This is a genomic window from Sphingomonas sp. DC5200-1 (assembly GCF_049897245.1).
Classification (GTDB): domain Bacteria; phylum Pseudomonadota; class Alphaproteobacteria; order Sphingomonadales; family Sphingomonadaceae; genus Sphingomonas; species Sphingomonas aquatilis.
Map to the genome: position 1 here is coordinate 42,307 of NZ_JAFCVW010000011.1, position 26,438 is coordinate 68,744.

Annotated in this window: 26 protein-coding genes, 2 pseudogenes and 1 riboswitch; of the genes and pseudogenes, 12 read left to right on the plus strand and 16 right to left on the minus strand. The window is 65.4% G+C overall.

Features of this window, described 5'->3' with window-relative positions; translation table 11 throughout:
- Positions 1-69: 69 nt before the first annotated feature.
- The 6 genes and pseudogenes from ACP7A3_RS17905 to ACP7A3_RS17930 all read right to left on the minus strand — a co-directional run bounded on the left by ACP7A3_RS17905 (position 70) and on the right by ACP7A3_RS17930 (position 5,406).
- Complete coding sequence (locus ACP7A3_RS17905; protein ID WP_426256767.1) at positions 70-840, minus strand: hypothetical protein; 771 nt, start codon at positions 838-840, stop codon at positions 70-72.
- 167 nt (positions 841-1,007) lie between these two features.
- Positions 1,008-1,782 (minus strand): annotated as a pseudogene (locus ACP7A3_RS17910) (IS5 family transposase).
- Positions 1,783-1,841: 59 nt separating this feature from the next.
- A complete protein-coding gene (locus ACP7A3_RS17915; protein ID WP_426256766.1) occupies positions 1,842-2,111 on the minus strand; it encodes a ribbon-helix-helix domain-containing protein in 270 nt (89 codons plus the stop codon).
- Positions 2,108-2,770 carry a ParA family partition ATPase gene (parA, locus tag ACP7A3_RS17920; protein ID WP_426256765.1) on the minus strand — a complete coding sequence of 221 codons (663 nt, stop codon included), beginning with the start codon at positions 2,768-2,770 and terminating at the stop codon, positions 2,108-2,110. The genes ACP7A3_RS17915 and parA overlap by 4 nt, the downstream gene beginning before the upstream one ends.
- A 247-nt stretch (positions 2,771-3,017) precedes the next feature.
- Positions 3,018-3,815: a helix-turn-helix domain-containing protein gene (locus tag ACP7A3_RS17925; RefSeq protein ID WP_426256764.1), complete on the minus strand. Its 798-nt coding sequence runs from the start codon at positions 3,813-3,815 to the stop codon at positions 3,018-3,020.
- Between the two features lie 658 nt (positions 3,816-4,473).
- Positions 4,474-5,406: a replication initiator protein A gene (locus ACP7A3_RS17930; RefSeq protein WP_426256763.1), complete on the minus strand. Its 933-nt coding sequence runs from the start codon at positions 5,404-5,406 to the stop codon at positions 4,474-4,476.
- A 327-nt stretch (positions 5,407-5,733) separates the two neighbouring features.
- On the opposite strand from ACP7A3_RS17930, the gene ACP7A3_RS17935 reads away from it, so the two are divergent.
- The 8 genes from ACP7A3_RS17935 to ACP7A3_RS17970 all read left to right on the plus strand — a co-directional run bounded on the left by ACP7A3_RS17935 (position 5,734) and on the right by ACP7A3_RS17970 (position 12,368).
- Positions 5,734-5,910 (plus strand): hypothetical protein, encoded by a 177-nt coding sequence (locus ACP7A3_RS17935; protein ID WP_426256762.1) that lies wholly within the window; start codon positions 5,734-5,736, stop codon positions 5,908-5,910.
- Between the two features lie 46 nt (positions 5,911-5,956).
- A complete protein-coding gene (locus tag ACP7A3_RS17940; protein ID WP_426256761.1) occupies positions 5,957-6,097 on the plus strand; it encodes a hypothetical protein in 141 nt (46 codons plus the stop codon).
- Positions 6,098-6,149: 52 nt separating this feature from the next.
- A riboswitch (glycine riboswitch) is annotated at positions 6,150-6,240 on the plus strand.
- Between the two features lie 119 nt (positions 6,241-6,359).
- A complete protein-coding gene (locus ACP7A3_RS17945; RefSeq protein ID WP_426256760.1) occupies positions 6,360-7,766 on the plus strand; it encodes an L-serine ammonia-lyase in 1,407 nt (468 codons plus the stop codon).
- Between the two features lie 80 nt (positions 7,767-7,846).
- On the plus strand, positions 7,847-8,917 hold the full coding sequence (rfbB, locus tag ACP7A3_RS17950) for a dTDP-glucose 4,6-dehydratase (RefSeq protein ID WP_426256759.1): 1,071 nt from the start codon (positions 7,847-7,849) through the stop codon (positions 8,915-8,917).
- A 10-nt stretch (positions 8,918-8,927) separates the two neighbouring features.
- Complete coding sequence (locus ACP7A3_RS17955; RefSeq protein ID WP_426256758.1) at positions 8,928-9,497, plus strand: NUDIX domain-containing protein; 570 nt, start codon at positions 8,928-8,930, stop codon at positions 9,495-9,497.
- A 23-nt stretch (positions 9,498-9,520) separates the two neighbouring features.
- The gene (gene rfbA, locus ACP7A3_RS17960) at positions 9,521-10,441 is read left to right on the plus strand and encodes a glucose-1-phosphate thymidylyltransferase RfbA (protein ID WP_426256757.1); all 921 of its coding nucleotides are present in this window, start codon (positions 9,521-9,523) and stop codon (positions 10,439-10,441) included.
- Positions 10,442-10,522: 81 nt separating this feature from the next.
- Positions 10,523-10,852, plus strand: a complete 330-nt coding sequence (locus tag ACP7A3_RS17965) for a WGR domain-containing protein (RefSeq protein WP_426256756.1) — start codon at positions 10,523-10,525, stop codon at positions 10,850-10,852.
- Positions 10,853-10,937: 85 nt separating this feature from the next.
- Complete coding sequence (locus tag ACP7A3_RS17970) at positions 10,938-12,368, plus strand: M20/M25/M40 family metallo-hydrolase (RefSeq protein ID WP_426256755.1); 1,431 nt, start codon at positions 10,938-10,940, stop codon at positions 12,366-12,368.
- Positions 12,369-12,389: 21 nt separating this feature from the next.
- Here ACP7A3_RS17970 and ACP7A3_RS17975 read toward each other — a convergent pair whose 3' ends face one another.
- The 3 genes from ACP7A3_RS17975 to ACP7A3_RS17985 form a co-directional block, all read right to left on the minus strand.
- Positions 12,390-13,424: a phytase gene (locus ACP7A3_RS17975; RefSeq protein ID WP_426256754.1), complete on the minus strand. Its 1,035-nt coding sequence runs from the start codon at positions 13,422-13,424 to the stop codon at positions 12,390-12,392.
- Complete coding sequence (locus ACP7A3_RS17980; RefSeq protein WP_426256753.1) at positions 13,421-16,222, minus strand: TonB-dependent receptor; 2,802 nt, start codon at positions 16,220-16,222, stop codon at positions 13,421-13,423. Before ACP7A3_RS17980 ends, ACP7A3_RS17975 begins: the two co-directional genes overlap by 4 nt.
- 226 nt (positions 16,223-16,448) lie before the next feature.
- Positions 16,449-17,483, minus strand: coding sequence for a mannose-1-phosphate guanylyltransferase/mannose-6-phosphate isomerase (locus ACP7A3_RS17985; RefSeq protein ID WP_426256752.1), 1,035 nt, complete (start codon positions 17,481-17,483; stop codon positions 16,449-16,451).
- Positions 17,484-17,732: 249 nt separating this feature from the next.
- Here ACP7A3_RS17985 and galU point away from each other — a divergent pair, with 249 nt between their 5' ends.
- The gene (galU, locus tag ACP7A3_RS17990; protein WP_426256751.1) at positions 17,733-18,602 is read left to right on the plus strand and encodes a UTP--glucose-1-phosphate uridylyltransferase GalU; all 870 of its coding nucleotides are present in this window, start codon (positions 17,733-17,735) and stop codon (positions 18,600-18,602) included.
- Between the two features lie 196 nt (positions 18,603-18,798).
- On the opposite strand, the gene ACP7A3_RS17995 is transcribed toward galU, so the two are convergent.
- The 7 genes and pseudogenes from ACP7A3_RS17995 to ACP7A3_RS18025 form a co-directional block, all read right to left on the minus strand.
- Positions 18,799-19,521: an RES family NAD+ phosphorylase gene (locus tag ACP7A3_RS17995; RefSeq protein ID WP_426256750.1), complete on the minus strand. Its 723-nt coding sequence runs from the start codon at positions 19,519-19,521 to the stop codon at positions 18,799-18,801.
- A complete protein-coding gene (locus ACP7A3_RS18000; RefSeq protein ID WP_426256749.1) occupies positions 19,514-19,849 on the minus strand; it encodes an antitoxin Xre/MbcA/ParS toxin-binding domain-containing protein in 336 nt (111 codons plus the stop codon). Before ACP7A3_RS18000 ends, ACP7A3_RS17995 begins: the two co-directional genes overlap by 8 nt.
- 144 nt (positions 19,850-19,993) lie before the next feature.
- On the minus strand, positions 19,994-20,392 hold the full coding sequence (locus ACP7A3_RS18005) for a VOC family protein (RefSeq protein ID WP_426256748.1): 399 nt from the start codon (positions 20,390-20,392) through the stop codon (positions 19,994-19,996).
- A 251-nt stretch (positions 20,393-20,643) separates the two neighbouring features.
- Positions 20,644-21,480, minus strand: a pseudogene (locus tag ACP7A3_RS18010) (transposase); the annotation flags it as partial.
- Positions 21,481-21,847: 367 nt separating this feature from the next.
- Entirely contained in the window at positions 21,848-22,930 is a 1,083-nt protein-coding gene (locus ACP7A3_RS18015; protein WP_426262742.1) for an Abi family protein, read from the minus strand.
- A 165-nt stretch (positions 22,931-23,095) separates the two neighbouring features.
- Positions 23,096-23,338 carry a zincin-like metallopeptidase domain-containing protein gene (locus ACP7A3_RS18020; RefSeq protein ID WP_426256746.1) on the minus strand — a complete coding sequence of 81 codons (243 nt, stop codon included), beginning with the start codon at positions 23,336-23,338 and terminating at the stop codon, positions 23,096-23,098.
- A gap of 32 nt (positions 23,339-23,370) precedes the next feature.
- Positions 23,371-23,598, minus strand: a complete 228-nt coding sequence (locus tag ACP7A3_RS18025; protein WP_426256745.1) for a hypothetical protein — start codon at positions 23,596-23,598, stop codon at positions 23,371-23,373.
- 130 nt (positions 23,599-23,728) lie between these two features.
- Between ACP7A3_RS18025 and ACP7A3_RS18030 the strand changes: the two genes are divergently transcribed.
- The 3 genes from ACP7A3_RS18030 (at position 23,729) to ACP7A3_RS18040 (ending at position 26,427) form a co-directional block, all read left to right on the plus strand.
- Positions 23,729-23,911, plus strand: coding sequence for a CsbD family protein (locus ACP7A3_RS18030; RefSeq protein WP_137788361.1), 183 nt, complete (start codon positions 23,729-23,731; stop codon positions 23,909-23,911).
- 130 nt (positions 23,912-24,041) lie between these two features.
- Positions 24,042-26,135 carry a catalase gene (locus ACP7A3_RS18035; RefSeq protein WP_426256744.1) on the plus strand — a complete coding sequence of 698 codons (2,094 nt, stop codon included), beginning with the start codon at positions 24,042-24,044 and terminating at the stop codon, positions 26,133-26,135.
- 58 nt (positions 26,136-26,193) lie between these two features.
- On the plus strand, positions 26,194-26,427 hold the full coding sequence (locus tag ACP7A3_RS18040) for a hypothetical protein (RefSeq protein ID WP_426256743.1): 234 nt from the start codon (positions 26,194-26,196) through the stop codon (positions 26,425-26,427).
- Positions 26,428-26,438 lie beyond the last annotated feature (11 nt).

A 26,438-nucleotide genomic window follows, 5' to 3' on the forward strand; every position in this document is an offset into this window, starting at 1 on the left:
GAGATGGGGATTATCAATATAATTTAGGTAATATTACTTTTTTAAAGTCACAAAATGTATTTTAATTTCTTAATAAAATATTTCTTTCAATTTTTTAATAATTACCTTCCCCACAATATCATGCCCATTTGCATTTAAATGAATCGAGTCTAGTATAAGAGATCGTGCTGGAAAATTCACCGTCAGAAGGCTCGACTTTATCTCTTCCCAGACATTAATATAGGTGAAACCGTGTATATTGGCATAATATTTCAATATTTGGTTCATTATCAATCGATTGTGGTTTATCCTTATGCTTACAGTAGGAAATGTCGATAAAACAATAACAGCTTTAGGTGAGCTATAATTCAGAAATTTAGCTAATTTATCAAATTCATCAGAGATTTTTCGCTTTGCTGCATCAATCTCTTTATCTCTTATAGTCAGCCTGTCAAAAGCCCAGCCTAATATTCCCTCCGCTGCTTTGCGAGACAAATGAGTCAGAGAATTTTTAAAAACAGGGTCATAATTCTTCTTATCTGTTGCGATACTCGCGGGTCTAAATCCAGAAAAATTTTTTTTGCGAATCGGGCTAACCCTAGAAAATGCTTGCCAAGAGTCAAAATGACCGAGTTGCAGTATAAATAAAGATCCGGAAGGTAAGGTTACACGTCGTTGTAACATGTCATAGGCCTTCGGTATAGTTAAATGCCCGGAAGTCTCGATTTCGTCTGCATTCCACCAATCAGTTACGACTCGCCAGAATGGCGGATTTTCTCCAATTCCTACGCCCGCGATGTGACAACCACCGATAATAAATGCATGTCGGGGCGCGGCTACCGGTTCTTCAACATACGTCACGGTCATTAATCCCTAAGCTGTAGGCCGCGATGCAGCGAATATTTTTCAATATTAAATATCTTCGATTTCTGCATTATGCACCAATAGCCGATTGATTAAACGCTTAATTAGCCAAATTCGACTCCGCAGAATCGATAGGGGTTAGGGTCAGGACTCGTTGATCAAAGTCAGAAGATGACGGTGGCAGCGAGGGCGACGGCGGAAAAGAAGGCTGTGGGGCAGCGATCGTAGCGGGTGGCGACGCGCCGCCAATCCTTGAGGCGGTCGAACATGATTTCGATGCGGCTGCGCCGCCGGTAGCGGCGCTTGTCATACCTGATCGGGTCGTTGCGTGATCGCCGACCCGAAATGCATGGCTGGATGCCCTTTGCCTGAAGAGCGTCCCTGAACCAGTCGGCGTCATAGCAGCCACCACTGAGCAGCCACATGCGCTTTCGGCAGGTCATCGAGCAACGCGGCCGCGCCTGTGTAGTCACTGACCTGGCCGGCGGTCATGAAGAAGCACAAAGGGCGGCCGTTGGCGTCGGCAATGGTATGCAGCTTCGTGTTCATGCCACCCTTGGTGCGGCCAATCAGGCGGCCAAGATCCCCTTTTAATTCGCAGGCTTGAGGCTGTGCGGTGCGCCTTCAGGTAAAGCCTGCCCCGGCGAAGGCCGGGGTCGCGTCGATCATGACCGTCTTGGGCTCGACATTCGCCGCTGCCGACCCTTCCATGATCCGCGTGAACACACCTGCCTCGCCCCGGTGCTTCCACCGGTTGTCCAGCGTATTGTGCGGACCGTAGGCGCTGGGCGCATCGCGCCAGCGCAGCCCGTTGCGGTTGACGAAGACGATGCCGCTCAGCACCCGTCGATCATCGACGCGCGGCTTGCCATGGCTCTTCGGAAAGAACGGTCGCAGTCGCGCCATCTGCTCGTCCGCCAGCCAAAACAGGCCGCTCATCTCAGTCTCCTCGCAGCGCCTGAATCAGATCACGACACTCACATCAATAGGTCCTGACCCTAATCACCGATCGGGCTTTCCCCGTGCTTCCGTAACACGTCATTGAACGCTTCCGCCATCAGCGCTTGGAGGCTCCGCCCCTGACGCCGAGCCAGCGTGTGCATTGCGAAGGACATTTCGGGGCTGAAGAAGCCGGCGATCTGCTTGCGGCCCTGGCGGCTCGCCGGGGTCGCGGTCTGTGCCGGTGCCGGCGCGGCGGGCGCTGCGACGGGGGCGGGCGCCGGCGTCGTGGCGCTGCGCAGGTTGGCGAAGCTGGGTTTGCGGCTCATGCGGCGGCTTTCTTGGCTGCAGATTTGCGGGGAGCGGGCAGATCGACCTGTCGACATGTCCACGTGTAGATCTGTCGGATGTCGTCGGCGGCCTTGCCGGCAGGTTCGTATTCCATGACGGTGCGCCCTTCCCCGCTGGCGTGACGATAGGCGGCGCGGTCGGGGATCTGGATCGGACAGGGCGGGGTGCCGAAGCCCTCGACCAGCTCGCCGGCCTCTTCGTAGACGCGCGGGGCGTTGGGGTTGCCGGCGGTGAAGACGACATAGGCCGGTTTCTTGAGCAGCTGGACAAGCTTCGCAGTCGTCTGGATCGCCGAAAGGTCGAAGGCACTCGGGCGGCACGGGATCAGCACCAGGTCGGCGACCTCGACCGCGGCGCGGGCGGCGCTGTCGGCGTGGGGCGGCGTGTCGATGACGATCAGTTCAGCGCCCTGCCCCTGCGCCGCGGCGACCTTGGCGGCGAGGCGCGGGGGCGGGCTGTCGATCACTTCGGGCGGCGCGTCGCCGCGCCAGGCGGCCCATTGGCTGGCGGTCGCCTGCGGATCGGTGTCGATGATGAGCGCGACGCGCCCCGCATCCTGGGCGGCCGCGGCGAGGTGGATGGCGAGCGTTGTCTTCCCCGCCCCCCCCTTCTGGCTGATGATCGCGATGACTGGCATGCACACCTCCTACATGTCGACATGGCGACGTGGCAAGTGGTCGACATGTCAAACCGCGTCTCATTCCTACCCGTCGGGCAGGATCGCGCCGGCAACCGCTTGCTCCTTCTAGGGAGCATGTGACGGCGTTAGCCGGCACTCCTGCATTGGGCGTGATGCGATTACGTTCGGCTATTTGTTGTCGTTTACGTGTCATCGCCGTCAGGCGGAGGATGTTGGCCGTCTAGGCTAACGCAGATGTCCATGATTAAAGAGAATCCATGAGCGGTTGCGGATAGTTTTGAGACTCGCTGGCGGCATCGATCCGGGCACCCAGCCGGGCGAGGATCCGCCCGAGTGCGCCGCCCACCGTCACCTGTGCGAGATCCCGGCAGCTGAGGCCGGCACGCATCGCCGCCTCCGCCTCGTGCCGGTCGGCCTCGCGCTGGAGCACATCGTCGGGCACCGGCGCCGGGCGCAGCCAGCGCGGCAGATAGGCGCGCACCGCCGCAGGCAGCAGCGGGCGATAGGCGTTGGAGGTTTGGCGATAGCGCGGCGCCTCCCCTGCCCCGCCGCCTGCCCCCTGGCCCTCGGCACGGACGAAGCGACGCTGGCGCAGCAGGAAGCCCGCTGCCTCGAGCAGCACGAGCGCGCGCGCGATCGTCGCCCGGCCTAGGCCCGTCGCCTCGGCGAGCCAGTCGTAGCTCGGGAAGACGCGGCCGCGGTTGAGGCGGGCGAGCGTGCAGATCTCCTCGAACACGCGCACCGCGCCCGCGGTCAGCGCGGCGAGGCGGCGTTCGGTGGCCGAGAGTGTACGCGTGCCGGCGCGCGCCTCGCGCGCCAGGCGGCGGCCGGCGTCGCGCGCGCGGCGGCAGGTGGTGAGCAGCCGATCGGTCTCGCCGGGCGCGGGGACGGCGAAGAACGCCTCCTCGAACGTTCCCGCCTCGATACTGCCGCGGCGCACGGGCGCGCCGGTGCGGTGCAGCCCGCCCGATCGCGTCGGCCGCGCGCCGGCGGCACGCGCGAGTACGCGCGCACTCGCCGCGCCGAGGGCAAATGCCGTCATCTTCCTTCCCCCTTGGGGGCCGGGACCGGGGACGAAAAAGACCGTGGCGCGAAACGCGCATCCTTGCACCCGATGGGGCGGGACGGTAGGAAGAGCCCGTGAAGTGGTGATGCTTTCACGTGGAGTGACGTTTGGCGACGCCGCTCTTCAATACCCCCTCTGGGATGCCCGGCCTTCGTGCCGGGCTTTCCTTTATGTGGTCACGGCCGCTTCCTGCTTTCCGCTGCGTCGACATGACGCGCATCGCCGATCTTGTTGCAGCAATGATCCAACAACGGAAGCGACCAAGATTCGTGCTTTCGAGTATTTAAGCCAGAAAAAGTTCGTGCTTTCGAGTAGGAATTACCGCTCCATTCGTGCTTTCGAGTAGAATAAGCGCGGCTCGACTTCGTGCTATCGAGTAACAATTGACGACAATCGGTCGGATCGGTGCGCCGTCATGCCCCGATTGGGGGCGCGCGATTCGGCCAGTGATTCGCGCAAAGACGCGAAGAAGGGGTTCACGCGGAGACGCGGAGTGGTAGCGCGCGCGGCAGCGCAGGCCTTCCTCCCGGCCATGATAGACAGGCCGCTGCCGCGGCAGGCGCAACACCTCTGCGCCCTCCGGGCCTCTGCGTGAAAACACCCTTCTTCGCAAACCCTTCAAGGCCGACCCGTCTTACCCCTCGCGCGGTGCGTCCGCAGTCAGCGCAGGTCCACGCGGCGTGATGACGACGCGAGCCTGGGGCGCGCGCCGGCCGCGGCGTGCCGGTGCGTCGACCACAGGCGTGGCCTCGGTCTCCTCAACCAGCTCGAGGTGGTAATCGGGGATGCCGTCGGTCGCGACGATCTGCTTCAGCGCCGCCTTGAAGTTCGACAGCGGGTTCTGATAGCCGATCTGGAGCCGGAAGGTGGCAAGATCGATGTCGAGCACATTCCCCTCTTCGCAGGTCGAGCGTGCGACTTCGTAGATGCGCCGTTCGATCGGCCCGAGTTGGAAATAGGCCGCGGCATAGTCGAGCACATGACGATCGAGCAGGATCGCGCGATACAGCCAGTCGCACAGCCGCACCTTGACGGCTTTAAGCCGCCGTTCGCCGCTCTTCGTCTTGCTATAGTGTAGCTTTGCTTCGGACAGCCATGAGAAGAAACCCTCCTCCCCTTCGCCACCTGCTTCGATATTGGTCTTGATCTGCGTGCCCTGCAGCCGTTCCAGCGCCTCAGACAGCCGGCCATAGCTGCGCGCCGAATGGTTTGAGCCGGTCGCCGAGAACAGGTCGTGCGCGGTAAAGACGAAATCCTGCTCGACCCGATCGCCCGCCTCCAGCTTCGCCGCCATCAGGCTGGCGATGTAGAGTACGATTTCCTTGTCGTAGATCGTCGCGACGCCGCTCGCCGAGGGGCGCACCTCGATCGAGACGGTCGCATGATCGTAGGTCAGCGGCTTCATCCAGGCGTTTTTCGACAATGCGAAGAACGGGAACGCCATCAGCGAGCGCTCGCCGCGGATCTCGCCGTGCAGCGGGCTGTCGAGCGCGAACAGATCGCGCTGGGGGATGCCGTCAGCACCATGAGCAGGACGATTCGAAGCAGGGGTACGAGCCATGGCCATTTCCTACTCGAAAGCACGAAGATTTGGACCCCCATGCCGTTTTCACGAGGGGAAATGGGGGTAAGCCTCCAACAGTTCGTGCTTTCGAGTAGGAAATGGGGACCCTTGCGGGTTGATCCCTTCCCCCTCGCGACATGTCGGTGTGTCGACATGTCGGAAACAGGCAGACGCCCTCGGACCCGCCCTCTAGCCGTGTTCCGATCGCCGGCAAGCGGCAATCCGTCCGTGTGACACACGGTCAATAGCCCGAGACACGTCGGCACTATGCCCCGACTATCCCCTCAACGCCGCTTTCTGTATGAAAGCCCGCGTATCGGGGAGATAATCATGCCATACGAACTATGGCACAGCGCCAAGCAACCGCAGCCGTCTGCGCAAGCCTTCACCTTCGACGGCTGGTCGCATGAGCCACTGACCCTCGATAAGGCCGCAGACCTGCAACGCCCGCGCACCCGGACAGAACCGATGACCCCCGATCGCAAAGCGGCGCAGTCGATCGTCTGACCGTTCACTGGCGCAATCCGGTTACTCTGCATCGACGATCAACGGCATGCAACGACACGATCGGATCCGCCGCGCGGGCGAACTGCGCGCGCAAGGCCTGTCGCTGAAGGTCATCGCCAGCCGCCTTGGCGTCAGCGAGGGGCAGGCCTCCAAGCTGGCGAAAGCGGCGGCCCCGCATAGAGCCTGACGCGCAACGCCACGCGCCCTTGACCCCTCCCCCGCCCCGGCCGATACCCACCGCCATCGACATGGGAGAGACCGGGGCCAAGCCCCGGCGCCGAAGGAGCAACCGCCCCGGAAACTCTCAGGCAGAAGGACCATGGCGATGCGAGGATATCTGGAGAGAGGCGCGGGGGATGCTCCCCTGCGTCCGCCGACGGGATAGCGATCTCAGGCACAAGCGACAGATGGGGCGCGGCCGGCAGCGACGCCGGCGATGGGGACCCTGCATGCACGTCGACACGTCTACACCTATACCCCTCGACCGGGGGCTGCATCGGCCGATCAGCGTCGCCGAGCTGTTCACGATCGGGATCGGCCCGTCGAGTTCGCACACCGTCGGGCCGATGCGCGCCGCATTCGACTTCGCGCAGCGGGCCGTGGGGCAGGGGGCGGCACCGACCCGCGTCACCTGCGACCTGTACGGCAGTCTCGCGCTGACCGGTCGCGGCCATGCGACCGACACCGCGACGATCCTGGGCCTTGCCGGCTGGGAACCCGAGCGGCTCGATCCCGACGCCGCGCCCGGCATCCTTGCCGGGATCGCCGCGGACGGACGGCTGCCGCTCGCCGGCACGCACGGACTCGCCTTCGCCGCCAGCGACATCGTCTTCCACCCGCGCGAATTTCTGCCCGAGCACCCCAACGGCATGACCTTCACCGCGCAACACGCTGACGGCAGCGCTTATACCGAAACCTATTTCTCTATCGGCGGGGGCGCGATCCTGCGCAAAGGCGCGCCGGCGTCGGCAAGCAACGTCGCGGTGCGCCACCCGTTCAGTTCGGGCGCCGAGCTGCTCGAGCTGGGCGAGGCGACCGGCCTCACCATCGCCGAGATCGTCCGCGCGAACGAGACCGCCTGGCGCGAGGCGGCCGAGACCGACGCCTTCCTCGACGCGGTGCGCGCCGCCATGCACGCCTGTATCGACCGCGGCATCGCGCAGGAGGGGATGCTGCCCGGCGGCCTCAAGGTCCGGCGCCGCGCGCGCGCGATCGAGCAGGGGCTGACCGGCTGCGTCCCCGGCAGCAACCCTGCCGAAGTGTTCGAATGGGTCAGCCTATGGGCGCTCGCGGTCAATGAGGAGAATGCCGCGGGCGGCCGTGTCGTCACGGCGCCGACCAACGGTGCCGCGGGCGTGCTGCCCGCCGTGCTGCGCTTCTACGAGACGCTGGTCGCGCGCGACGAGGACACGCGGCGCGAGGGCGCACGCACCTTCCTGCTCACCGCCGCGGCGATCGGCATGCTGTACAAGAAACGCGCCTCGATCTCGGCCGCCGAGATGGGCTGTCAGGGGGAGGTCGGCGTCGCCTGCTCGATGGCGGCCGGCGCGCTGGCCGCAGTGCTGGGCGGCAGCAACGCGCAGATCGAGAATGCCGCCGAGATCGGCATGGAGCACAATCTCGGCCTCACCTGCGATCCCATCGGCGGGCTGGTGCAGATCCCCTGTATCGAACGCAACACGATGGGCGCGGTGAAGGCGATCAACGCCGCCTACCTCGCGCTACGCGGCGACGGCAGCCACGTCGTCAGCCTCGACGCGGTGATCGAGACGATGCGCCAGACCGGCGAGGACATGCGCTCGCAATATAAGGAAACCAGCCTCGGCGGGCTGGCGGTCAATGTGGTGGAGTGTTGATATGTCTATATGTCGACAGTTCGACATGTCGGGGAAGGTGTCGGCAGGTGCGTTAACCCTCCTGTGCTAAAAGCCCTACCGTGCGCATCTTCGTTACCGGCGGGGCCGGGTTCATCGGTTCGGCGCTCGTCCGCCACCTGATCCGCGAGACGGAGCATGAGGTGCTCGTCTACGACGCTTTGACCTATGCCGGTACGCTGACCGCGCTCACGCCGGTCGCGAGCGATCCGCGCTACCGCTTCGTGCGCGGCGATATCCGCACCGGTGCCGCGGTCGCGGCCGCCCTGCACGATTTCCGCCCCGATATCGTGACGCACCTGGCTGCGGAGAGCCATGTCGACCGGTCGATCGACGGCCCCGCCGCGTTCGTCGACACCAATATCGTCGGCACCTTCACGATGCTGACCGCTGCGCGCGATTATTGGCAGGGACTCGACACGGCCGGCCGCGCCGCCTTCCGCTTCCACCATATCTCGACCGACGAGGTGTTCGGCAGCCTGGGGCCGACCGGCCGCTTCACCGAAGAGACGCCCTACGACCCGCGCTCGCCCTATGCGGCGAGCAAGGCGGCGTCCGACCATCTGGTCGGCGCCTGGGGGCATACTTACGGCCTGCCGGTGCTCGTCACCAATTGCTCGAACAATTACGGGCCGTATCACTTCCCCGAAAAGATGATCCCGCTGATGATCGGCAAGGCGCTCGCGGGCCACGCGCTGCCCGTCTACGGCCGCGGCGAGCAGGTGCGCGACTGGCTGTTCGTCGATGATCACGCCCGCGCGCTGCGGGCAGTATTCGAGCGCGGCCAGCCCGGCCGGCGCTATGCGATCGGCGGGGATGCGGAGCGCCGCAACATCGACGTGGTGCAGGCGCTGTGTCGCACGCTCGACCGGCTGCGCCCGCGCGCCGACGGCCGCTCCTACGCCGCGCAGATCGCCTTCGTCGCCGACCGGCCCGGCCACGACCAGCGCTATGCGATCGATGCCACGCGGATCCGCGACGAACTCGGCTGGGCGCCTCGCGAAAGCTTCGACACTGGGCTGGAAGCGACGATCCGCTGGTATCTCGACAACGAAGCCTGGTGGCGCCCGATCATCGCAGACCGCGCCGCGGACGTGCGGCGGGGGCTGGCGGACCCACGCGCCAGCCTCTAGCGGCCCCAGCATGACCGATGTCGTCCTCGCCGTTCGCCCACTCTACAGTGGCTGGCTCAGCCTTCAGATGCTGCGGCTGCGGCTCGGCGACGTCGAATGCGACCGGGCGGTGGTCGAGCATGTTTCGGGCGCAACCGTGCTCGCCTACGATCCCGTCCGCCGCGTCGCGATGACCGTCCGCCAGACGCGCGACGCGGTCCTCTATCTCGGCGGGCGGCCCTTCGCCGAAGCGATCGCCGGCGTGACCGAGGACGAGGCACCCGCCGACACTGCCCGGCGCGAGGCCTATGAGGAAACCGGGCTGCGCCTGCGCCACGTCGAGCCGGTCGCGCACGTCTGGATGACGCCGTCGAGCACCACTGAGCGCGTCCACCTGTTCCTCGCCGAATATGCTGCGGCGGACCGGGTCGACACAGGGGGGGGCGCCGTGGACGAGATCGAGACGATCGACGCGCGCGAGGAACCGCTCGACGCGCTGTGGGCAGAGGCGGTCAGCGGCCGCATCGGCGACGCCAAGTTCTTCATGCTGCTCCAGGCGCTGCGGCTGCGCCGGCCGGAACTGTTTGCATCGAATTGTTAGCGCCCCGCTGATACGCTGCGGGCATGAAGGGCATCATCCTCGCCGGCGGCACGGGCACGCGGCTTCACCCGGCGACGCTGGTCGTCAACAAGCAGCTGCTGCCGGTCTACGACAAGCCGATGATCTATTATCCGTTGTCGGCACTGATGCTCGCCGGCATCCGCGACATCCTGATCATCTCCAGCCCCGAATATCTGCCGCATTACCGCACGCTGTTTGGCAACGGATCGGCGCTCGGCCTCGCCATCGCCTATGCCGAACAGCCCGCGCCGGAGGGGCTGCCGCAGGCGTTCACGATCGGGCGCGACTGGATCGCGGGGCAGGCGGTGACCCTGGTGCTCGGCGACAACATCTTCTTCGGCAACGGCCTGTGCACCTTGCTGCGCCAGGCCGTTGCCCGGATCGAGGCGGAGGGCGGCGCGACGCTCTTCTCCTACCGGGTCGACGATCCCGAACGCTATGGCGTCATAGCCTTCGACGACGGCGGCCGGGCGATGTCGCTTGAGGAAAAGCCCGAACACCCCCGATCGAACCAGGCGGTGACGGGCCTCTACATGTTCGATGCCGGCGTCTGCGACCATGCCGCGGCACTCGTGCCCTCGGCACGCGGCGAGCTGGAGATCACCGACCTCGCGCGCCGCTACATGACCGCAGGCACGCTCCACGTCGAAGCGATGGGCCGTGGTTTCGCCTGGCTCGACACCGGCACGCACGACAGCCTGCTCGAAGCGGCGGAATTCGTCCGCACCATCCAGCACCGCCAGGGCATCCAGATCGCTTGCCTGGAAGAGATCGCCTACCTCCAAAGCTTTATCCCCCGCGAAGCGGCGGAGGCCCGCGGCCAAGCACTCGCCAAGACCGCCTACGGCCGCGCGATCCTGACCGCGATAGCCGAAACGCCCATTCCGCAGGGGGACCGAAGGGCGGGCGAGCGGCGCGGCTGATTCACCCGCTGAATCACCCGCCCATCACTGATTCAGGAAATCCGTCGGACAGGGCGGGCGGCGTCGCTTAGACTCGCGGGCATGGACGAGCTGCCGTTCACGCCCATTGATCTCGTCGCCATCGATGTGGCGCGCAACGTGCGTCGGCGGTGGCGGGTGGCGGCGTATCGGGATTTGTTCGGGCAGGTGATGATCGAGACGCGCTGGGGGCGGATCGGGACGCAGGGGCGCGAACTGGTGCGCAGCTTTGCTGATGAGGCGGCGGCCCGTGCCTATGTACGCGGGCTGCTCGCGCGGCGGGGGAGGGCGGTGCGGCGGATCGGAGTCGCTTATCGCCCCGTGGTCCCGACGCGCCGACATGTCGACACGTCGACTAATCTTGACCGGCCGGGTAACGCGTTGACGACATAAGGCGTAAGCGGCGGTGGCTGCCGGATTTCCCTTTCTCGCTGGCGGGCGTCATGCATAGTGTCCGCACAACGAATGGGGGCGGGCGATGGCGGGACGGACGCAGGGAATCCTCGGGGCGACGATCGGCGCGATGCTGCTGACGCTGTCGGGCAGCGGGGCGGCACAGCAGCCCGCGACGCCGCTGCGCCCCGACCAGGTCCGCTTCCGCGCGCTCTACCAGGAGATGGTGGAGACCGACACCAGCATCACGACGGGCAGCTGCACCGCGCTCGCCGGCACGATCGAGGCGCGGCTGCTGGCGGCGGGCTATCCGGCGTCGGCGATCACCCGCTTTGCCGTACCCGATCATCCCAAGGAGGGCGGGCTGGTCGTGACGCTGCCGGGCACCAGCCGCACGGTGAAGCCGATGCTGCTGATCGGCCATCTCGACGTCGTCGTCGCCAATCCCAAGGACTGGACGCGCGATCCCTATAAGATGGTCGAGGAAAACGGCTATTTCTACGGCCGCGGCACCGCGGACATGAAGGCGATGGACGCGATCTGGGTCGATACGATGATCCGGTTCAAGGAGAGCGGCTATCGCCCCAAGCGCACGATCAAGCTGGCGCTGACCTGCGGCGAAGAAACCAGCTGGGCGTTCAATGGCATGAATTGGCTCGCGCAGAACCGGCCCGAGCTGATCGCGGCGGAGTTCGCGCTCAACGAAGGCGGGGGCGGGCGGTCGGACGGCAAGGGCAACCTCGCGATCGCCAATATCCATGTCGGCGAAAAGGCGGCGGTCAATTACCGGATCGAGGCGACCAACCCCGGCGGCCACAGCTCGGCGCCGGTGCGCGACAATGCCATTTACGAACTGTCCGACGCGCTCGGCCGCCTGCGCGCCTATGACTTCCCGTTGCAGATGTCCGACACCACGCGCGCCTATTTCCGCGTCGCAGGCAAGGCGCGGGGGGACGCGATGGGCGCGGCGATGCAGCGGATCGCGGCCGACCCGACCGACAAGGCTGCCGAAACGCTGCTCAACACCGACAAAAGCTATCATTCGATGCTGCGCACGACCTGCGTCGCGACGCTGCTGGACGGCGGCCATGCCAACAATGCGCTGCCGCAGCGCGCGGGCGCCAATATCAATTGCCGCATCTTCCCCGGCGTGTCGGCCGAGGCGGTGCGCGCGACGCTGGAGCGGATAATCGCCGATCCGCGCATGACGGTGAAGCAGGTCGACGATCGCGGGCCCGCGGCCGTGCCCCCGCCGCTCGACCCGAAGATCGTCCAGCCCGCCGAACGGCTGCTCGCGCGTTACTATCCGGGCGTACCGCTCGCGCCGATGATGTCGACCGGCGCGACCGACGGCATCTATCTGGAAGCGATCGGCATCCCGTCCTACGGCCCGCCCGGCCTGTACGGCGATCCCGACGGCAACGGCACGCACGGCCTGAACGAACGCGCGATCGTGAAGGCGGTCTATACGGGTCGCGATTATCTATACGACCTGGTCAAGGCCTATGCCGGCTGACACCTCAACGTGTCGACAATCCTACAGGCCTAGCGCCGCCTTCACCTTCGCCCAGCTGACGTATTTGAAGTTCTGCGTGTCGGGCGCATTGTCGCCGTCCTGCGCGACGAACAGGCCCTGCGGGTAGGCCGGACCGAAATCGCCCAGCGCCAGCTCGATGCCATCGGTGTCGCTGGTGCCGTCGATCGCGCCCCCGCCGATGCGGAAGCGCCCGGCATAGGTGACGGCAGGCAGGCGGTAGAGCGTGTAGGCATTGTCGCCCTGACTGGAGACGACGAGATAGCCGCCGGTCCTGCCCTGTGGGGCAAGCGCCAAGCCCTCGGCGTCGGCGACGAGCGTCTTGCCGTCGACGCGCGCGATCGGCGTCGCGGTTGCAGGCGCGGCGGGATCCGCGGCGAAGCGCCACAGGCCGACGTCTTCCTCGGCGACGTAGAGCGTGGCCGTCCGGTCGTCGACGACGCAGCCTTCCGCCTGCGTGCCGAGCTTCATGCTGCGCACCGTCGTCACGACGGGGGAGGGGCCGGATACGTCAATACGGACCTGATCGATCCGGCCGTCCTTCAGCACGACGAAGCCGAACAGCGCCTTGTCCTTCGCGCGCGTCCACAGGCACATGCCGTACGCCTCGCCGGGGCCGACCGGGTAACGCCCCATCGGCACCAGTCGACGTGTCGACGTGTCGAGCGTGAACAGCACGACATGCGCCTGGGCGACGTCCGCCCGGTCGCTCGCCACCGCGATCACCCTCGTCGTTCCTGGGCGCCCCCCGACCTCGCGCAGATCGACGTTGTTGAGCCGCGCGGCCGGGGTGAAGGACACGCGCTTGCCCGTCATGTCGTAGACGTGGATGCCCGCCTTCTTATCGGTGCCGATGACCAGGCTCTTTGCCGGGTCCTTGGCATTGCGCCAGATCGCGGGATCGTCCGCCGCGTCGTGCGCGGTGTCGACCGGATCGGTCTCGGCGCTCGCCGCGACGAGCGGCGCCTGCGTCAGCGGCGCCGCGGCCGGAACGCTCGCGCAGCCGGCGAGCAGCAGGGCGGAGAGGACGCTCCTCACAGCTTCACCCGCACGCCGGCGAAGATCGAATAGCCGAACTTCTCATATTCGTACGTCCGGAACCGCTCGCCGAAATAGCGCACGCCCGGCGTGTTGGTGAGGTTCTTGCCCTCGGCGAACAGGTTGATGCCCTTTGCAAGCTGCACGCTGCCCGTCACGTCGAGCTGGCCGCGGCCTTCCCAATAGAGGTCCAGCGCGGGATTGTCGGCGTTGATTTCGTCCAGATAATCGCTGCGCTTGGTATAGGCGACGCGCAGGTTGACGGGCCCACGCTCGTAGAAGACGCTGGCGTTCCACATATGCGTCGACTGGCCGGGCAGCGCGAAGCGGCTGCGGCCCCCGTACGTGCCGTCGAACGTCGCGTGGCCCTGCGTGTAGGTATAGTTGGCGAAGACGCCGAGGCCGCCCAGCAGGCCGGGCAGGAACGACAGCTGCTGCTGCCAGTTCAGCTCGACGCCGTACAGCTCGCCCTTGCGCGCATTGATCGGGCTGCTGAAGATCGCGGGCAGGCCCAGATACACGCCCTGCCGGTTGAGCGTGTAGCGATAGTCGGTCAGGTCCTTGTAGAAGCCGTTGACCGACACGACGCCCAGCGGCCGAATATAATATTCCAGGCCCGCATCGACGTTGTTCGCCAGCGTCGGGTTGAGGCGCGGATTGCCCGATTCCACCCGGATCGTATTGCCCTCGGTCGTCTCGAGCACGCGCGGCGCGAGCTGCGGGAAATTGGCGCGGTTGATCGCACGGCTGAGGGCCGCGCGCAGGATCAGGTTGGGCGTGAACGCCTGGCGCAGCGTCACATTGGGGAAGAAATCGACGTAGCCCGCCTTGCCGGTCGCGGTCTGGATCGCCCCCGTGCGCGACACCGACGGCGCGCTCGACTGGAAGTTGGTCGTCTCGACGCGCAGGCCCGCGACCAATGTCGTGCCGCCGTTCACGTATTTCGTCATGGCGAACAGGCCGAGGATGCTTTCCTCCGCGGTATAATCGGCGGTCAGCGATTGCGGCAGGCGGCGCGGCGAGTTCGAGCGGCTGGCGTCGAAATAGGCGTCGGCGAGGCCCGGATCGATCCGCTTGCCCAGGTCGTACCCGAAGTTGCGCGAATCCTCGTCGGAGAGGAAGCCGGCCAGCGTCTGGCTCGGCGCGGCCGACGCGCTGGTGTTGCGGAGGCGCTCTTCGTCCGCGCTGATATGGCGCTCGCGATATTTGCCGCCCGTCGACAGCGTGACGAATTCGGCGATCGGCAGGTCGGTGCGGATGGCAACCGTCAGCTCGTCGTTCTTCGTCGTGTTCGACCGGAACGTGTTTTCCTGAAAGCCGTAGCGATTGGTCTGGAGGTGCTCGTTGCTGGTGAACAGCGAATAGCTCGGCAGGTCGGCGTCGGCGAAATTGTACGAGAGCGTCGGGCGCAAGGTCGAGCGGAACAGCAGTTCGTCGCGACGTGGATAGGTCTGCGAGCTTTCGCTGTAGGCGACGTCGGCGCGGATCGTGCCGTCACCCAGCCGCTGTTCCAGGCCGCCGGTGACGGTCCAGATCTCGTTGACCTGTTTCCTGTGACGCACCTGCTTCTGGATACGCGTATTGGTGTAAGTCGCGGTCCGATCGGTCGATCCTGCCTGCAACGTCCCCGCATCCCAGGTGATGCCGATCCGGTCGCGGAATTCGTCGTCCTGGAAGCGCGCATAGGTGCCGCGCACCCAGGCGTGCGTGGCGTCGGACGGGCGCCATTCGAACGCGCCGGTGCCGGCGATGCGCTGGCGCTTGGTGTCGTAATCCTTGAACAGGGTTTCGGTGACGCGCAGGCCGGCGGGCGTCTGGCTCCACGTATTCTCGACATTGTCGGGGCGGCGGTGGGTCGAGGAATAGCTGCCCGACAGCAGCACGCCGAACTGGCGATCCTGGCCGAACGTGTCGCTGATCGCGGCCGACCCGCGATAATCGTGCCCCTTGCCGAACTGGTTGTAGCTCATGCCGCCCATGCCGGTCAGCGCGAAGCCCTTGCGATCGAACGGCGAGCGCGTCGTGATGTTGACCGCACCCGCGATCGAATCCGCGTCCTGATAGGGGAGCAGCGACTTGGTCACCTCAAGGTTGGCGACGATGTCCGACGGGATCGTGTCGAGGTCGACGGCGCGCGTCGTCGGATCGACCGAGGGGATCTGGATGCCGTCGACCGAGATCGCCGACCATTCCGACGGCGCGCCGCGGACGTTGATGTAGCGGCCCTCGCCCTGGTCGCGCTCGATGCCGACGCCCGGCGCGCGCTGCAGCGCCTCGGCGATATTGGGATCGGGGAAGCGGCCGATCGCGTCCGCCGAGATGACGGTGATCGTATTGTCGGCGGTGCGCTGCTGGTTGAGCGCGCGCGCGGTATTGTCGACCAGCGACGCGCCGACGACGACGATGTCGCCCTCCCCGCCGCTCGCCGCGGGCAAAGTGAACGACACGGCGCGACCGCGCTCGGCCGCGGTGATCGTCCGCGTCACCGGCGGGCGGCCGAGATAGTCGATCAGCAAGGTGACGTCGCCGCTCGCATCCGGCGTCGAAATCGTGAACTCGCCCTGCAAATTGGTCGTCGCCTGCGCGCCCGTCCCCTCGACGACGATGCGTGCGCCGGGCAGCGCAAGGCCGCTCGCGTCATAGATGCGGCCCGACACGATCGGCCCTTCGACGGGCGCCCCCGCCGGCGTGGCGGCGGGCGCATCCACCGAGGCGGCGAGCACCGGCTGCGCGGCGAAACCGAGTGCGACAAGCGAAACCCCCGCAAGCGCGCGGAAGGCCGGACGAATGGCGTGCATGATGCTCCCCCTGAGCGTGATGGCGCCGATGCGTGGCCGCACCGGTCGTGTCGCTGCTGCCCGTGGCGGGAGAATGTTACGTCAGGATGCGACGGAGGTTACCGCTGTGTGACAGCCGTCAAACCCGCCTGCCGCTCGTGGTCTTTCGAGCAGGGCGGCACATGCCGCGATGGCATCGCCGCGCTATTAGCCCAGGCCGTCATTGCCTGACGGCCCGGGCCGATCCTTACTTTTGCATCGCTTCGATCAGTTTCTTGACGTCCTGGCTTCGGCCGCTCGGCACGATCATCACGTCGTTGCCGCACGCCACCACGATCAGATCGCTGACGCCCACCGCCGAGATGCGGACGCCGTCTGATCGGATCAGGCAGTTGTTCGTGTCGATCGCCAGCACCTCGCCGCGATGGTGGTTGCCACGCTCGTCGCACGGGCTGATCGCGAGCAGCGCGTCCCAGCTGCCGACATCGCTCCAGCCCATCGCCACCGGCACTACCGCGACGCGATCGGCGCGTTCCATCACCGCATAGTCGATCGAATCCGACGGCGACGCCCCGAACGCGTCCGCATCCGGATAGACCCGCACGCCTTCGTGCCGGGCTTGCCGCATCGCCGTCTGCGCCGCAGTTAGGATCGCCGGGGCATGCGCCGCCAGCGCGCCCAGGAACATGTCGGCGCGGAACAGGAAGATGCCGCCGTTCCACACATGGTCGCCCGCCGCCAGCATCGCCTCGGCACGGTCGCGCGGCGGCTTTTCGATGAAGCGCGCGACGCGATGCACGCCTTCGGCCAGTTGGTCGCCCACCTGGATCCAGCCATAGCCGGTTTCGGGCGCATCGGGCGCGATCCCGAACGTCACCAGCCAGCCATCCGCGACCATCGGAATCGCGGCGTCGACCGCGGCGCGGAATGCCTCGACATCGGCGATGACGTGATCAGACGGCATCACCAGCAGCGCGTCTTCCCCCGCCGCCAGCGCCGCCAGCGCGATTGCCGGCGCGGTGTTGCGGCCGACCGGCTCTAGGATGACGGCTTGCGGCCTGGCATCCACCGCTGCCAGCTGTTCGTCGATTGCACCGGCGTGGCGGGCATTGGCGACCACGATCGGTGCGGCGAAGGCCTCGCCATGCGCCCGTCGCGCGGTCAGTTGCAGCATGGTTTCGTCCGCGGTCAGCGGCAGCAGCTGCTTGGGGCTTTCGGGCCGCGACATCGGCCACAGCCGGGTGCCGGATCCTCCCGAAAGGATCACAGGAACGATCGTCATGGGGGTAGCAAACTCTATGGTAAGTATTGCCTGTAGCCCGAAGGGCCAAGATCGTAACGGTAATTTATAGCGGTTTGTCGAAGCACTCATCCGCATATCGAGCAGAATAGCTGACATATTGGCTGTTGAATTGGTACGAATGAGAAGCCTGATGACCCTCCATGGTCGATTATAACGCAAGCAGTCCGAGCAATCGTTGCGATTGCAACGGGGGGTGGCTAGTGCTGCGCGCCCTGCGGGGAGGATGAAATGATGATCAAGCGCGTACGTAAGGCGGTATTCCCCGTGGCGGGCCTCGGCACCAGGTTCCTGCCAGCGACCAAGGCGATGCCGAAGGAGATGCTGACCGTCGTCGACAAGCCGCTGATCCAGTACGCGGTCGACGAGGCGTTGGAGGCGGGGATCGAGCAGATCATCTTCGTCACCGGTCGCGGCAAGCACGCGCTCGAAGACCATTTCGACATCGCCTACGAACTGGAAGACACGATGCGCGCGCGGGGCAAGAGCCTCGAAATCGTCAACGGCACGCGCATGAAACCGGGCAGCCCGGTCTATATCCGCCAGCAGGAGCCGCTGGGCCTCGGCCACGCCGTCTGGTGCGCGCGCGAAATCGTTGGTGACGAACCGTTTGCGGTGCTGCTGCCCGACGAATTGATGGTCGGCACGCCGGGCTTCGTCGCGCAGATGGTCGCGGCCTATGAAAAGGTCGGCGGCAACATCGTCGGGGCGCTGGAAGTCGCGGACAGTGAGACGGACAAGTATGGAATCATTTCGCCGGGCAAGGTCGATGGGCGGCTGACCGAGGTCACGGCGCTGGTCGAAAAGCCGGCGAAGGGCACCGCCCCTTCCAACCTGATGATTCCCGGCCGCTATATCCTGCAGCCGGAAGTGATGCGCATCCTGGAGCGGCAGGAAAAGGGCGCAGGTGGCGAGATCCAGCTGACCGACGCGATGGCGCAGCTGATCGGGCAGCAGCCGTTCCACGGCTTCACCTTCGACGGTGCGCGCTACGATTGCGGGGACAAGGCGGGATATATCCAGGCCAACCTCGCGCTCGCGCTGGCGCGGCCGGACATCGGCCCGGGCGTGCGTGCCTTTGCCACGGATTTGCTGGGTTAGAATTCCGAAATTTAGCGGCTTCATGCGAGTTGAAACCTCCTCAACGTTGCCGGCGACATCGAGGAGGCGCTGAACGGCACGCTCTGGGCGCTGCGCGATGGCAATGGCGCCTTGGTGGAGCTGACACCAACATAGCTTTTTGAACCACTCGAAACCAGTACATGTCGAATAGCCGACATGTCGACACACCGACATGTCAACCGATTCCAAACCCCGCAGCGGTGAAGCGCAGCGCCTCGCTGCGCATCTCGCGCGTCGCGATCAGGCCGTCGTGCGTGGCGAGGAACGCCCAGCTCGAATGCGGGGCAGGGGGCGGCACCAGAGCGGCGGGGTCGAGCACCGCGACGTTGATCCCGCCCCGTGCCCGCGCGAACGGCGCCCGCAACACCACGATGCCGGCGACCCGCGCGGCCGCAGCCAGTGCCTGCGTCGCCGTATAATCGGTCGGATGCGTCCAGCGGCCCGCGGGGGTGTCGAACGGCGCCTGCGTCAGGTCGAGCGCGGACCCGCTCGCGACATGGACGGCGAAGGCCGACATCGGCGTCGGCGTGCGCGGCCGGCGGAAGCCCGGCGAACGCGAAAAGGCGACCAGCCGCCAATAGGCCGTCTCGGCGACCGCGGTCGCGATATCCTCCGCCGCGTAGAAGATGCCGGGCAGCACGTCGGAGCCGCGGAACCGCGACGGGCGCCCCAGGCCATACCGGAACGGCGCGGCGAGCAGCCAGGGCAGGCTCTGCGCCGCGGGCGGCAGCGCCGGCTTGACGTCGTCAGCCAGCGCCTCGAGCAGCGCCTGCGCCTTACCATCGTCCGCGAGGCGGTTGGTGGCGATACGGTGCTGCGCCTCGACCATGCGGATCACCCGCCCGCGATAGGGGCGGGCGTGATCGGCGAGATACCCCGCGTCCAAATCCTCAGACACGCGCACGCAGCGCGTCGACATAGTCGCCGGTGCGCAGCAGCCCGCGCACGCTCGCGATCAGCTCGAGCGGCGTCGCGCCCAGATCGAGGTTCGGCGTCGCCAGCCACGATCGCGCCGCCTCGTCGTCCTGCCCCAGCCAGCTGTCGAGCGAGCGGAACAGGCGGAGCAGGTGTTGCGCCAGCTCGAACGGCTTGCTCCCCGCCTCCAGCCGGTAGCTGCCGCCGCGCAGCCGCGACACGGTCGGCGCCGACAGACCGAGGATCGCCCCCAGCCGCGCATTCGACAGCTGCCAGAACGTCGCAATCCGCGCAATCGCCTCGCTCAGCACACGCGGCGCATCTGAATGGGGTCGGTTCCGGCTGAGGGCGAAATGACACCCCAAGCTAAATGGCAATGTCTGGTGGGAAGCGGACACTAGCGCGATCGCAAATCCGGGTCCGCTAGGATCAAAAGCGAACCCGTGTCGATCAGATCATGCCGGAAAATGAATTCCGCATAGTTTGTTGCCGTCAGGGTCGCGAAAATAGGCAAGTTCAACTGTTCCCAGCGATGCCGTATTACGCGGGCCGGGCGGGGCTTCGATCGAGGTGCCGCCGTTGGCGACCGCGGTATCATGAAGCTGCTTCACTTGTTCAGGCGAGTTGCACGAAAAGGCGACGGTGCTGCCGTTGGCGACGCTTGCCGGTTCGTCGTTTATCGGCTGGCTGACGATGAAGTTGGTTCCGTTGCCATTATTGTAGATCAGCCGCGTATGGCCGCTGTCGGCGATGTTCCGCGTCCCTTCGCCTGCCCCCAAAGTGGCGAGCACCGTGTCGTAGAAGCGCTTCGACCGTTCAATGTCGTTCGATCCGACCATGGTGTGAAACAGCATACGGGCTCTCCTTGGGCTGATCGACTTCCGATCACCACTAGCTTCTCACCTAACCGGCCCATAGGACGCGGTCACCCCCGCGTCGTCGAAATATCCACGCGACCGCTTATGGGCGATTTCTGCCCTTGCCGGCGATCAGATTTCTGCCGCCACCTCAATGACGCGAGTGGTGTCCGCCTTGGCACGCCCGACGATCGCAGCGACGGTGTTCTTGCTGAGACTGAGATCGCGGGCGATCCAGCGATAGCTGCGGCGCGGGCGAGCGCGTTGCGGGCCTCACCCTTGTTGAGGATGCTGCCGGTGCGACGCCGCTGTTCGGGATCGTCGAACCAGTCGAGCATGAACAGTGTGCGCTCAATCCGCCCGATCTCACGCAGCGCGCGGGCGACGGGGTTTTGACGCGGGAAACCCGCCAGCTTGCGCAGCATGACCGAGGCACTGACGGTGCCGGCGCGGATCGAGGCGGCGAGCCGCAGCGTCTCGTCCCAATCCTCTTCGATCGCGCGAACGTTGACCGGGCCCGCGACAAGTTGGCGCAGCGTCGGCCAAGGATCGAGCGACGACAGGCTATACAGGCGGCGTTCGTTGAGGTCGCGAATACGCGGTGCGAAGCGGAAGCCGAGCAGATGGCACAAGCCGAAGACATGATCGACCGCCCCGGCGGTATCGGTCGCATGTTCGCGGATCACCAGTTCACTCTCATGATCGAGCAGGCCGTCGAGGACATGCGCGGCCTCGCCAGCATTGGCGGCTATGACCTTGGTATGGAACGGCGTGAAGCGGTCGGTGACGTGGGTGTAGAACAGCACGCCGGGTTCGCTGCCGTAGCGGGCGTTGCGATCGGCGCGCGCCTCGCCCTGACCGCCGGCGCGGAAGAACTGCCCGTCCGAGGACGATGTGTCGCCCGGTCCCCAGACCTGGGCGAGCGGATGCGCGGTGTGGCAGTCTACGATCGCCGCCAGCGCCGACAGGTACGTTTCATCGCGCACATGCCATTCCGCAGTCCAGCGCAGGCGTGACAATGTCAGCCCACGCGAGCTTTCCGCCATGCGCCCGAGGCCGAGATTGGTCGCATCGGCGAGGATCTGCCTCTCCGGCGAGGAGCGGGATGGGGAGGGAGGAGCGAAATCGATGGCCTGGCGCGGGCAGGCCGCCCTAGCGCGGCCGACGCCGACAAGGCGTCGGGTGCCGCGCTTGGCGGACCACACGGGGCTGTCGATTTTGCTTCGGGAACGAAAGGGCAGCAGCCCTTGGTGTTCCCCGCGTTGACGGGCCTCCGGGGGAGGGCCGCGGCGCATGACCGGCTACGTCCCGCGCGAAGGTGCGGGGCCATATGTGTGCCACGTGGCACACCCTACGCGAGGATCGTCACCCATATGCGGCACGGTGGCTTGGTCGGCGCGCAGGCGCCGATAGAGCCGTGCCCGGCAGGGTCGCGCCCGCTGTGGGCTTAGATCAGGCCCAGATCGCTTCTGCGTCCCAACCGGCCAAGAAGCCGCCTTGGATGGGACTTGCGAACGGCATGGCCGGGAACGCCTGCCAGTGGCCCTTCATGCGGGCGGGCCAGGATGTCCCGGGATTGATCCGCCCGACGAAGTAGCTTGCGACTGCTGCGGCACCATAGACGCGCGTGCGACGATGGAGATCGCTGCCGATATGCACGAGCTGCGGTGCCTCGAAGGGCTTTGGCACCAGCGGCTGATTGATGATGCCCGCGTTCCACAGACGGGCGTGATGCGCGCTGATGTTGCGCACGAACGCCAGCGTCTTGATCCAGCTCACCAGCGTGTTGGGAAGAAGGCCGTAGCGTTTGGCGATGGCGGCGCGATCATTGGGGTGCGCCATCTCGAGCAGCCAGGACAAGGTGCCGAAATCCCAGGCCTCGACCGCCATCCAGATCGGCACGGGCGGACTGTAGGTGGCGTAGAACTCCTTGATCCAGTCGTCCTTGGAGCGGGCGATCGCCCCATCGGCCTTGGCGAGCCAGTTCTGGTGCCGGGTTCCCCCTCCGGGCACCGCCTGGTTGGCACGACGGGCGTCGAGAAAGGCGGTCGCGCGGTGGGCAAAGGGATCGCGCTTGCCCAGCGCGTGTGCGAGATCCACGCGCAGCGCGACCTCGATCCGCTCGATCGCATCGAGGAAGAGAAGACGGAGCTGCTTGTCGAACAGGTAGAGATCGACCGCGTGGCGGAACTCGGCGCCTGGCCGGAACTGCTCGGTGCGGATGGTCCGCGTCGCGTCACCGGGATCGGGGACGAGCTGCTGGAACGGCTGCCAATAGGGCGTGAGGCGCCCATAGCCGATCCTCTGGAGATGGAGGATCGCCCTGACCGGGTCGGTCACGACCAAGCCGCGCTGCACGAGGAGCGCGAGCTGGTCGGCGAAACTGAGATGGGGTTTGGTATAGGGCGGAAGCATCCGGCCCAGATATGAAGAAGGCCGCCCCTTGATGCCAGTGGCAACAGCGGGGACGGCCATGTTGCGACCGATATATGCGTGGGCGCATGAGGATTCAATTAAAACCTGAAACAGGGTCAAGCTCCTCCTGAACCTCTCCCCGGGCCGCAATCCGTGCCAGCGGATCAGCGGCGCCGAAGGCGCCGGTGCCGGTCACGCCAGGGAACGGCGCGGCCCGGCCACCCCGCCTACGGACATCCGGCCATCCCCGGCCCGTGCAGGAGCCGGGGAAGGCTGGAGGCTATCTCATGCAGCCTCCTCCATACGAGCCGCGCTCTCCGCGCCCATCCGGCCCAACAGCCAGTCGGCCGCGGCCTGTGCCTGTTTGGCGGCGGTGAAGATGCACCTTTTGTCGTTGCGCAGCGCTTGCAACCAGCTCGCCAGATAGGCGGCATGGTCCTCCCGGTCGTGGAGCTTGATGCCGATCGCGCCGCTGACGAACGCCGCACCCGGTTCGGCGACCAGTTCCTCATGACATGAGTGTACCACGTGGCACACCTCACAAGAGAATCGTTACCATATCAGTCGAGACGCCGGCTTGGTGGCGCGGTTAGCATACGAGCGCCGATAGAGCCGTGCCCGGCAGGGTCGCGCCCGCTTTTGGGGCTTGGATCAAACCCAAATCGCTTTTGCGTCCCACCCGGCCGAGAACCCGAGTTGGATGGCACGTCGATACTGAGGTCGCGCGCGATGGTTTTGATATCGACGGCGATGGCCGGAATATCCTCGGCGATCAGCAAACGGTGCATCGGCATTCCCCTGTCACCGTCCGAACAGGTTCAACCGCCAACCGTTCCAGCCTTATGCATTTTTCCGGGCATAACGGGAGCCAATAGTCATTCGGGTCGTTTTAGGTTCGGTCAACATAGGAGGCATCTGATGGGCGAGTTCGTGGACAAGGTGAAGGGTGCGATTAACGACATGGTCGGTGATGCCAAGCAGGAAGTCGGCACTCGCACCGACAACCCCGACATGGCGGCAGATGGTGCCGCACAGCAGGCGACGGGTAAGGGGCAGAAGCTCAAGGGCAGCATCAAGGGTGCGCTCGGCGACAAGATCTAACCCGGCGTGGACAGCCGGATCGTAGCAGGGAAGGGGGTGCCTTTGATGGGCGCCCCCTTTGCCTGTTGAGCAAACATATTGGCATCGCACCGCGCACGCCTGGCTGCGTGACGACAAAGGGGCTTAGAACATGGCATCAGAACGCAAATCGCAGCAGCAAGGCTACGCAGGCGGCGAAACCCATCAGACCACTGACGACGATCATCCGGTGCTGACGACCAATCACGGCACGCCGATCGCCGATAACCAGAACCAGCTAAAGGCCGGTGCGCGTGGTCCGGTGCTGCTCGAGGATGAGATCTACCGCGAGAAGATCAACCACTTCGATCACGAGCGCATCCCCGAGCGGATCGTCCACGCTCGCGGCAGCGCCGCGCACGGCTATTTCGAATGCACCGAGAGCCTCGCCGACATCACCGTCGCCGACCTGTTCCAGAAGAAGGGCCAGCGGACCGAGGTGTTCACCCGCTTCTCGACCGTCGCGGGCGGTGCCGGTTCGATCGACACGCCCCGTGACGTGCGTGGTTTCGCGGTCAAATTCTATACCCGTGAGGGCAACTGGGACTTGGTCGGCAACAACATCCCGGTGTTCTTCATCCAGGACGCGATCAAGTTCCCCGATCTCGTGCACGCCGCCAAGATGGAGGCCGACCGCGGATATCCGCAGGCGGCGACCGCGCACGATACCTTCTGGGATTTCATCAGCCTGATGCCCGAGTCCACCCACATGATCATGTGGGCGATGTCGGACCGCACGCTGCCGCGCACCTTCGCCAACATGGAGGGGTTCGGCGTCCACACCTTCCGCTTCATCAACAAGGCGGGCAAGAGCACCTTCGTCAAGTTCCACTGGAAGCCGAAGGCTGGCCTCGCCTCGACGATCTGGGACGAGACGGTGAAGATCGCCGGCGCCGATCCCGACTTCCAACGCCGCAACCTGTTCGAGAGCATCGACCGCGGCGACTTCCCGACCTGGGAGCTGGGCGTGCAGCTGTTCGACGAGGATTTCGCGAACAGCCAGCCCTATGACGTGCTCGACGCGACCAAGCTCATCCCCGAGGAGGTGCTACCGGTCCGCATCGTCGGCAAGATGGTGCTCGACCGCTATCCCGACAATTTTTTCGCCGAGACCGAACAGGCGGCGTTCGTGCCGAGCCATGTCGTCCCCGGCATCGGCTTCTCCAACGACCCGCTGCTGCAGGGCCGGTTGTTCAGCTATACCGACACCCAGTTGTCACGGCTCGGCTCGGTCAACTTCCATCAGCTGCCGATCAACTCGGCCAAGGGCCGCGCCGAGGCGGCGGGTTGCCCGTTTCTGAACCAGCAGCGCGACGGCCACATGCAGATGGCGATCCCCAAGGGACGCGCCAATTACGAGCCGAACAGCCTTGCCAAGGCCGGCGAGGAAGCCGGCGCGCGCGAGGACCCCGACAAGGGCTATAAAACCTTCCCTTCGGAGGAGCAGGGCGAGAAGCTGCGCATCCGCCCGGAGAGCTTCGCCGACCACTACAGCCAGGCGCGCCTCTTCTTCCGGTCGATGGACCCGGCAGAGCAGGCGCATATCGCGTCTGCGCTGGTGTTCGAGCTGTCGAAGGTCAGCCTGGAGCATATCCGCATCGCGGTGATGGCCAACCTGCGCAACGTCGATGAGGATCTGGCGCAGCGCGTTGCTGACGGCCTCGCGATGGACCTGCCGAAGGCGTCACCGACCGCCGCACCTGTTCTCGATCTGGATCCGTCGCCGGCACTCCGCATCATCCGCGGGCCACTGGAAAAGCACACGCTGGAGGGCCGCACGGTCGGTATCCTGATTGCCGACGGCACCGATGCCGATGATCTGAATTCGGTGAAGGACGCAGTGAAGGCCGCAGGCGGCACGCCGCTGACGATCGCGCCCAAGGTCGGCAAGGTGCCGCTGTCCGACGGGACCGCGATCGCTGCGGACGCACAGTTGTTCGGTCAGCCTTCGGTCACAGTCGACGCCTGCGCCGTCATCCTGTCGGAGGAGGCCTGTGCCAAATTGGTAAAGGAAGGCGCGGCCGTGCAGTGGGTCATGGACGCCTTCGGTCACCTCAAGGCCATCGGGTTCAACGATGAAGCCAAGCCGTTGCTCGACAAGGCGGGTGTCGAACCCGACGACGGCGTGACCGACCTCGCGACGTTCGTCGAGGCGGCGAAGAAGCGCTACTGGGACCGGGAGCCGTCTGTCCGGACGCTGGCGTAACCATTCTCCAACGGTGCGCCCGGCCTCGTGGCCGGGCGCACATCAGTAAGGACAGGCCATGGCTAATCTACTCGGCGCGCTGATCGGCGCCGCCATTGATCGCGGTGACGGCGATAGCGGGATCAAGGGAGCGATCATCGGCACCGTCGCCGAAAAAGCAGTTCGCGGCATCGCACCGTTGGTTGCGACCTACGCGCTTGGCTGGGGCGTACAGTATGCGATCCGGAAAGGATGGAACCTGGTCGCGGGGGCCGATCCCATCGAGCCTGGCAGCGGCGCTTTGCGCCGGTGATATCAAGGGTA

Bases quoted from the DNA above. Each gene is read 5' to 3' on its own strand.
- ACP7A3_RS17915 (WP_426256766.1), bottom strand. From the start codon at position 2,111: ATGAGCCGCAAACCCAGCTTCGCCAACCTGCGCAGCGCCACGACGCCG.
- parA (WP_426256765.1), bottom strand. From the start codon at position 2,770: ATGCCAGTCATCGCGATCATCAGCCAGAAGGGGGGGGCGGGGAAGACA.
- ACP7A3_RS17925 (WP_426256764.1), bottom strand. From the start codon at position 3,815: ATGACGGCATTTGCCCTCGGCGCGGCGAGTGCGCGCGTACTCGCGCGT.
- ACP7A3_RS17930 (WP_426256763.1), bottom strand. From the start codon at position 5,406: ATGGCCATGGCTCGTACCCCTGCTTCGAATCGTCCTGCTCATGGTGCT.
- ACP7A3_RS17935 (WP_426256762.1), top strand. From the start codon at position 5,734: ATGCCATACGAACTATGGCACAGCGCCAAGCAACCGCAGCCGTCTGCG.
- ACP7A3_RS17940 (WP_426256761.1), top strand. From the start codon at position 5,957: ATGCAACGACACGATCGGATCCGCCGCGCGGGCGAACTGCGCGCGCAA.
- ACP7A3_RS17945 (WP_426256760.1), top strand. From the start codon at position 6,360: ATGCACGTCGACACGTCTACACCTATACCCCTCGACCGGGGGCTGCAT.
- ACP7A3_RS17955 (WP_426256758.1), top strand. From the start codon at position 8,928: ATGACCGATGTCGTCCTCGCCGTTCGCCCACTCTACAGTGGCTGGCTC.
- rfbA (WP_426256757.1), top strand. From the start codon at position 9,521: ATGAAGGGCATCATCCTCGCCGGCGGCACGGGCACGCGGCTTCACCCG.
- ACP7A3_RS17965 (WP_426256756.1), top strand. From the start codon at position 10,523: ATGGACGAGCTGCCGTTCACGCCCATTGATCTCGTCGCCATCGATGTG.
- ACP7A3_RS17970 (WP_426256755.1), top strand. From the start codon at position 10,938: ATGGCGGGACGGACGCAGGGAATCCTCGGGGCGACGATCGGCGCGATG.
- ACP7A3_RS17980 (WP_426256753.1), bottom strand. From the start codon at position 16,222: ATGCACGCCATTCGTCCGGCCTTCCGCGCGCTTGCGGGGGTTTCGCTT.
- ACP7A3_RS17985 (WP_426256752.1), bottom strand. From the start codon at position 17,483: ATGACGATCGTTCCTGTGATCCTTTCGGGAGGATCCGGCACCCGGCTG.
- galU (WP_426256751.1), top strand. From the start codon at position 17,733: ATGATGATCAAGCGCGTACGTAAGGCGGTATTCCCCGTGGCGGGCCTC.
- ACP7A3_RS18005 (WP_426256748.1), bottom strand. From the start codon at position 20,392: ATGCTGTTTCACACCATGGTCGGATCGAACGACATTGAACGGTCGAAG.
- ACP7A3_RS18025 (WP_426256745.1), bottom strand. From the start codon at position 23,598: ATGCACCGTTTGCTGATCGCCGAGGATATTCCGGCCATCGCCGTCGAT.
- ACP7A3_RS18030 (WP_137788361.1), top strand. From the start codon at position 23,729: ATGGGCGAGTTCGTGGACAAGGTGAAGGGTGCGATTAACGACATGGTC.
- ACP7A3_RS18035 (WP_426256744.1), top strand. From the start codon at position 24,042: ATGGCATCAGAACGCAAATCGCAGCAGCAAGGCTACGCAGGCGGCGAA.
- ACP7A3_RS18040 (WP_426256743.1), top strand. From the start codon at position 26,194: ATGGCTAATCTACTCGGCGCGCTGATCGGCGCCGCCATTGATCGCGGT.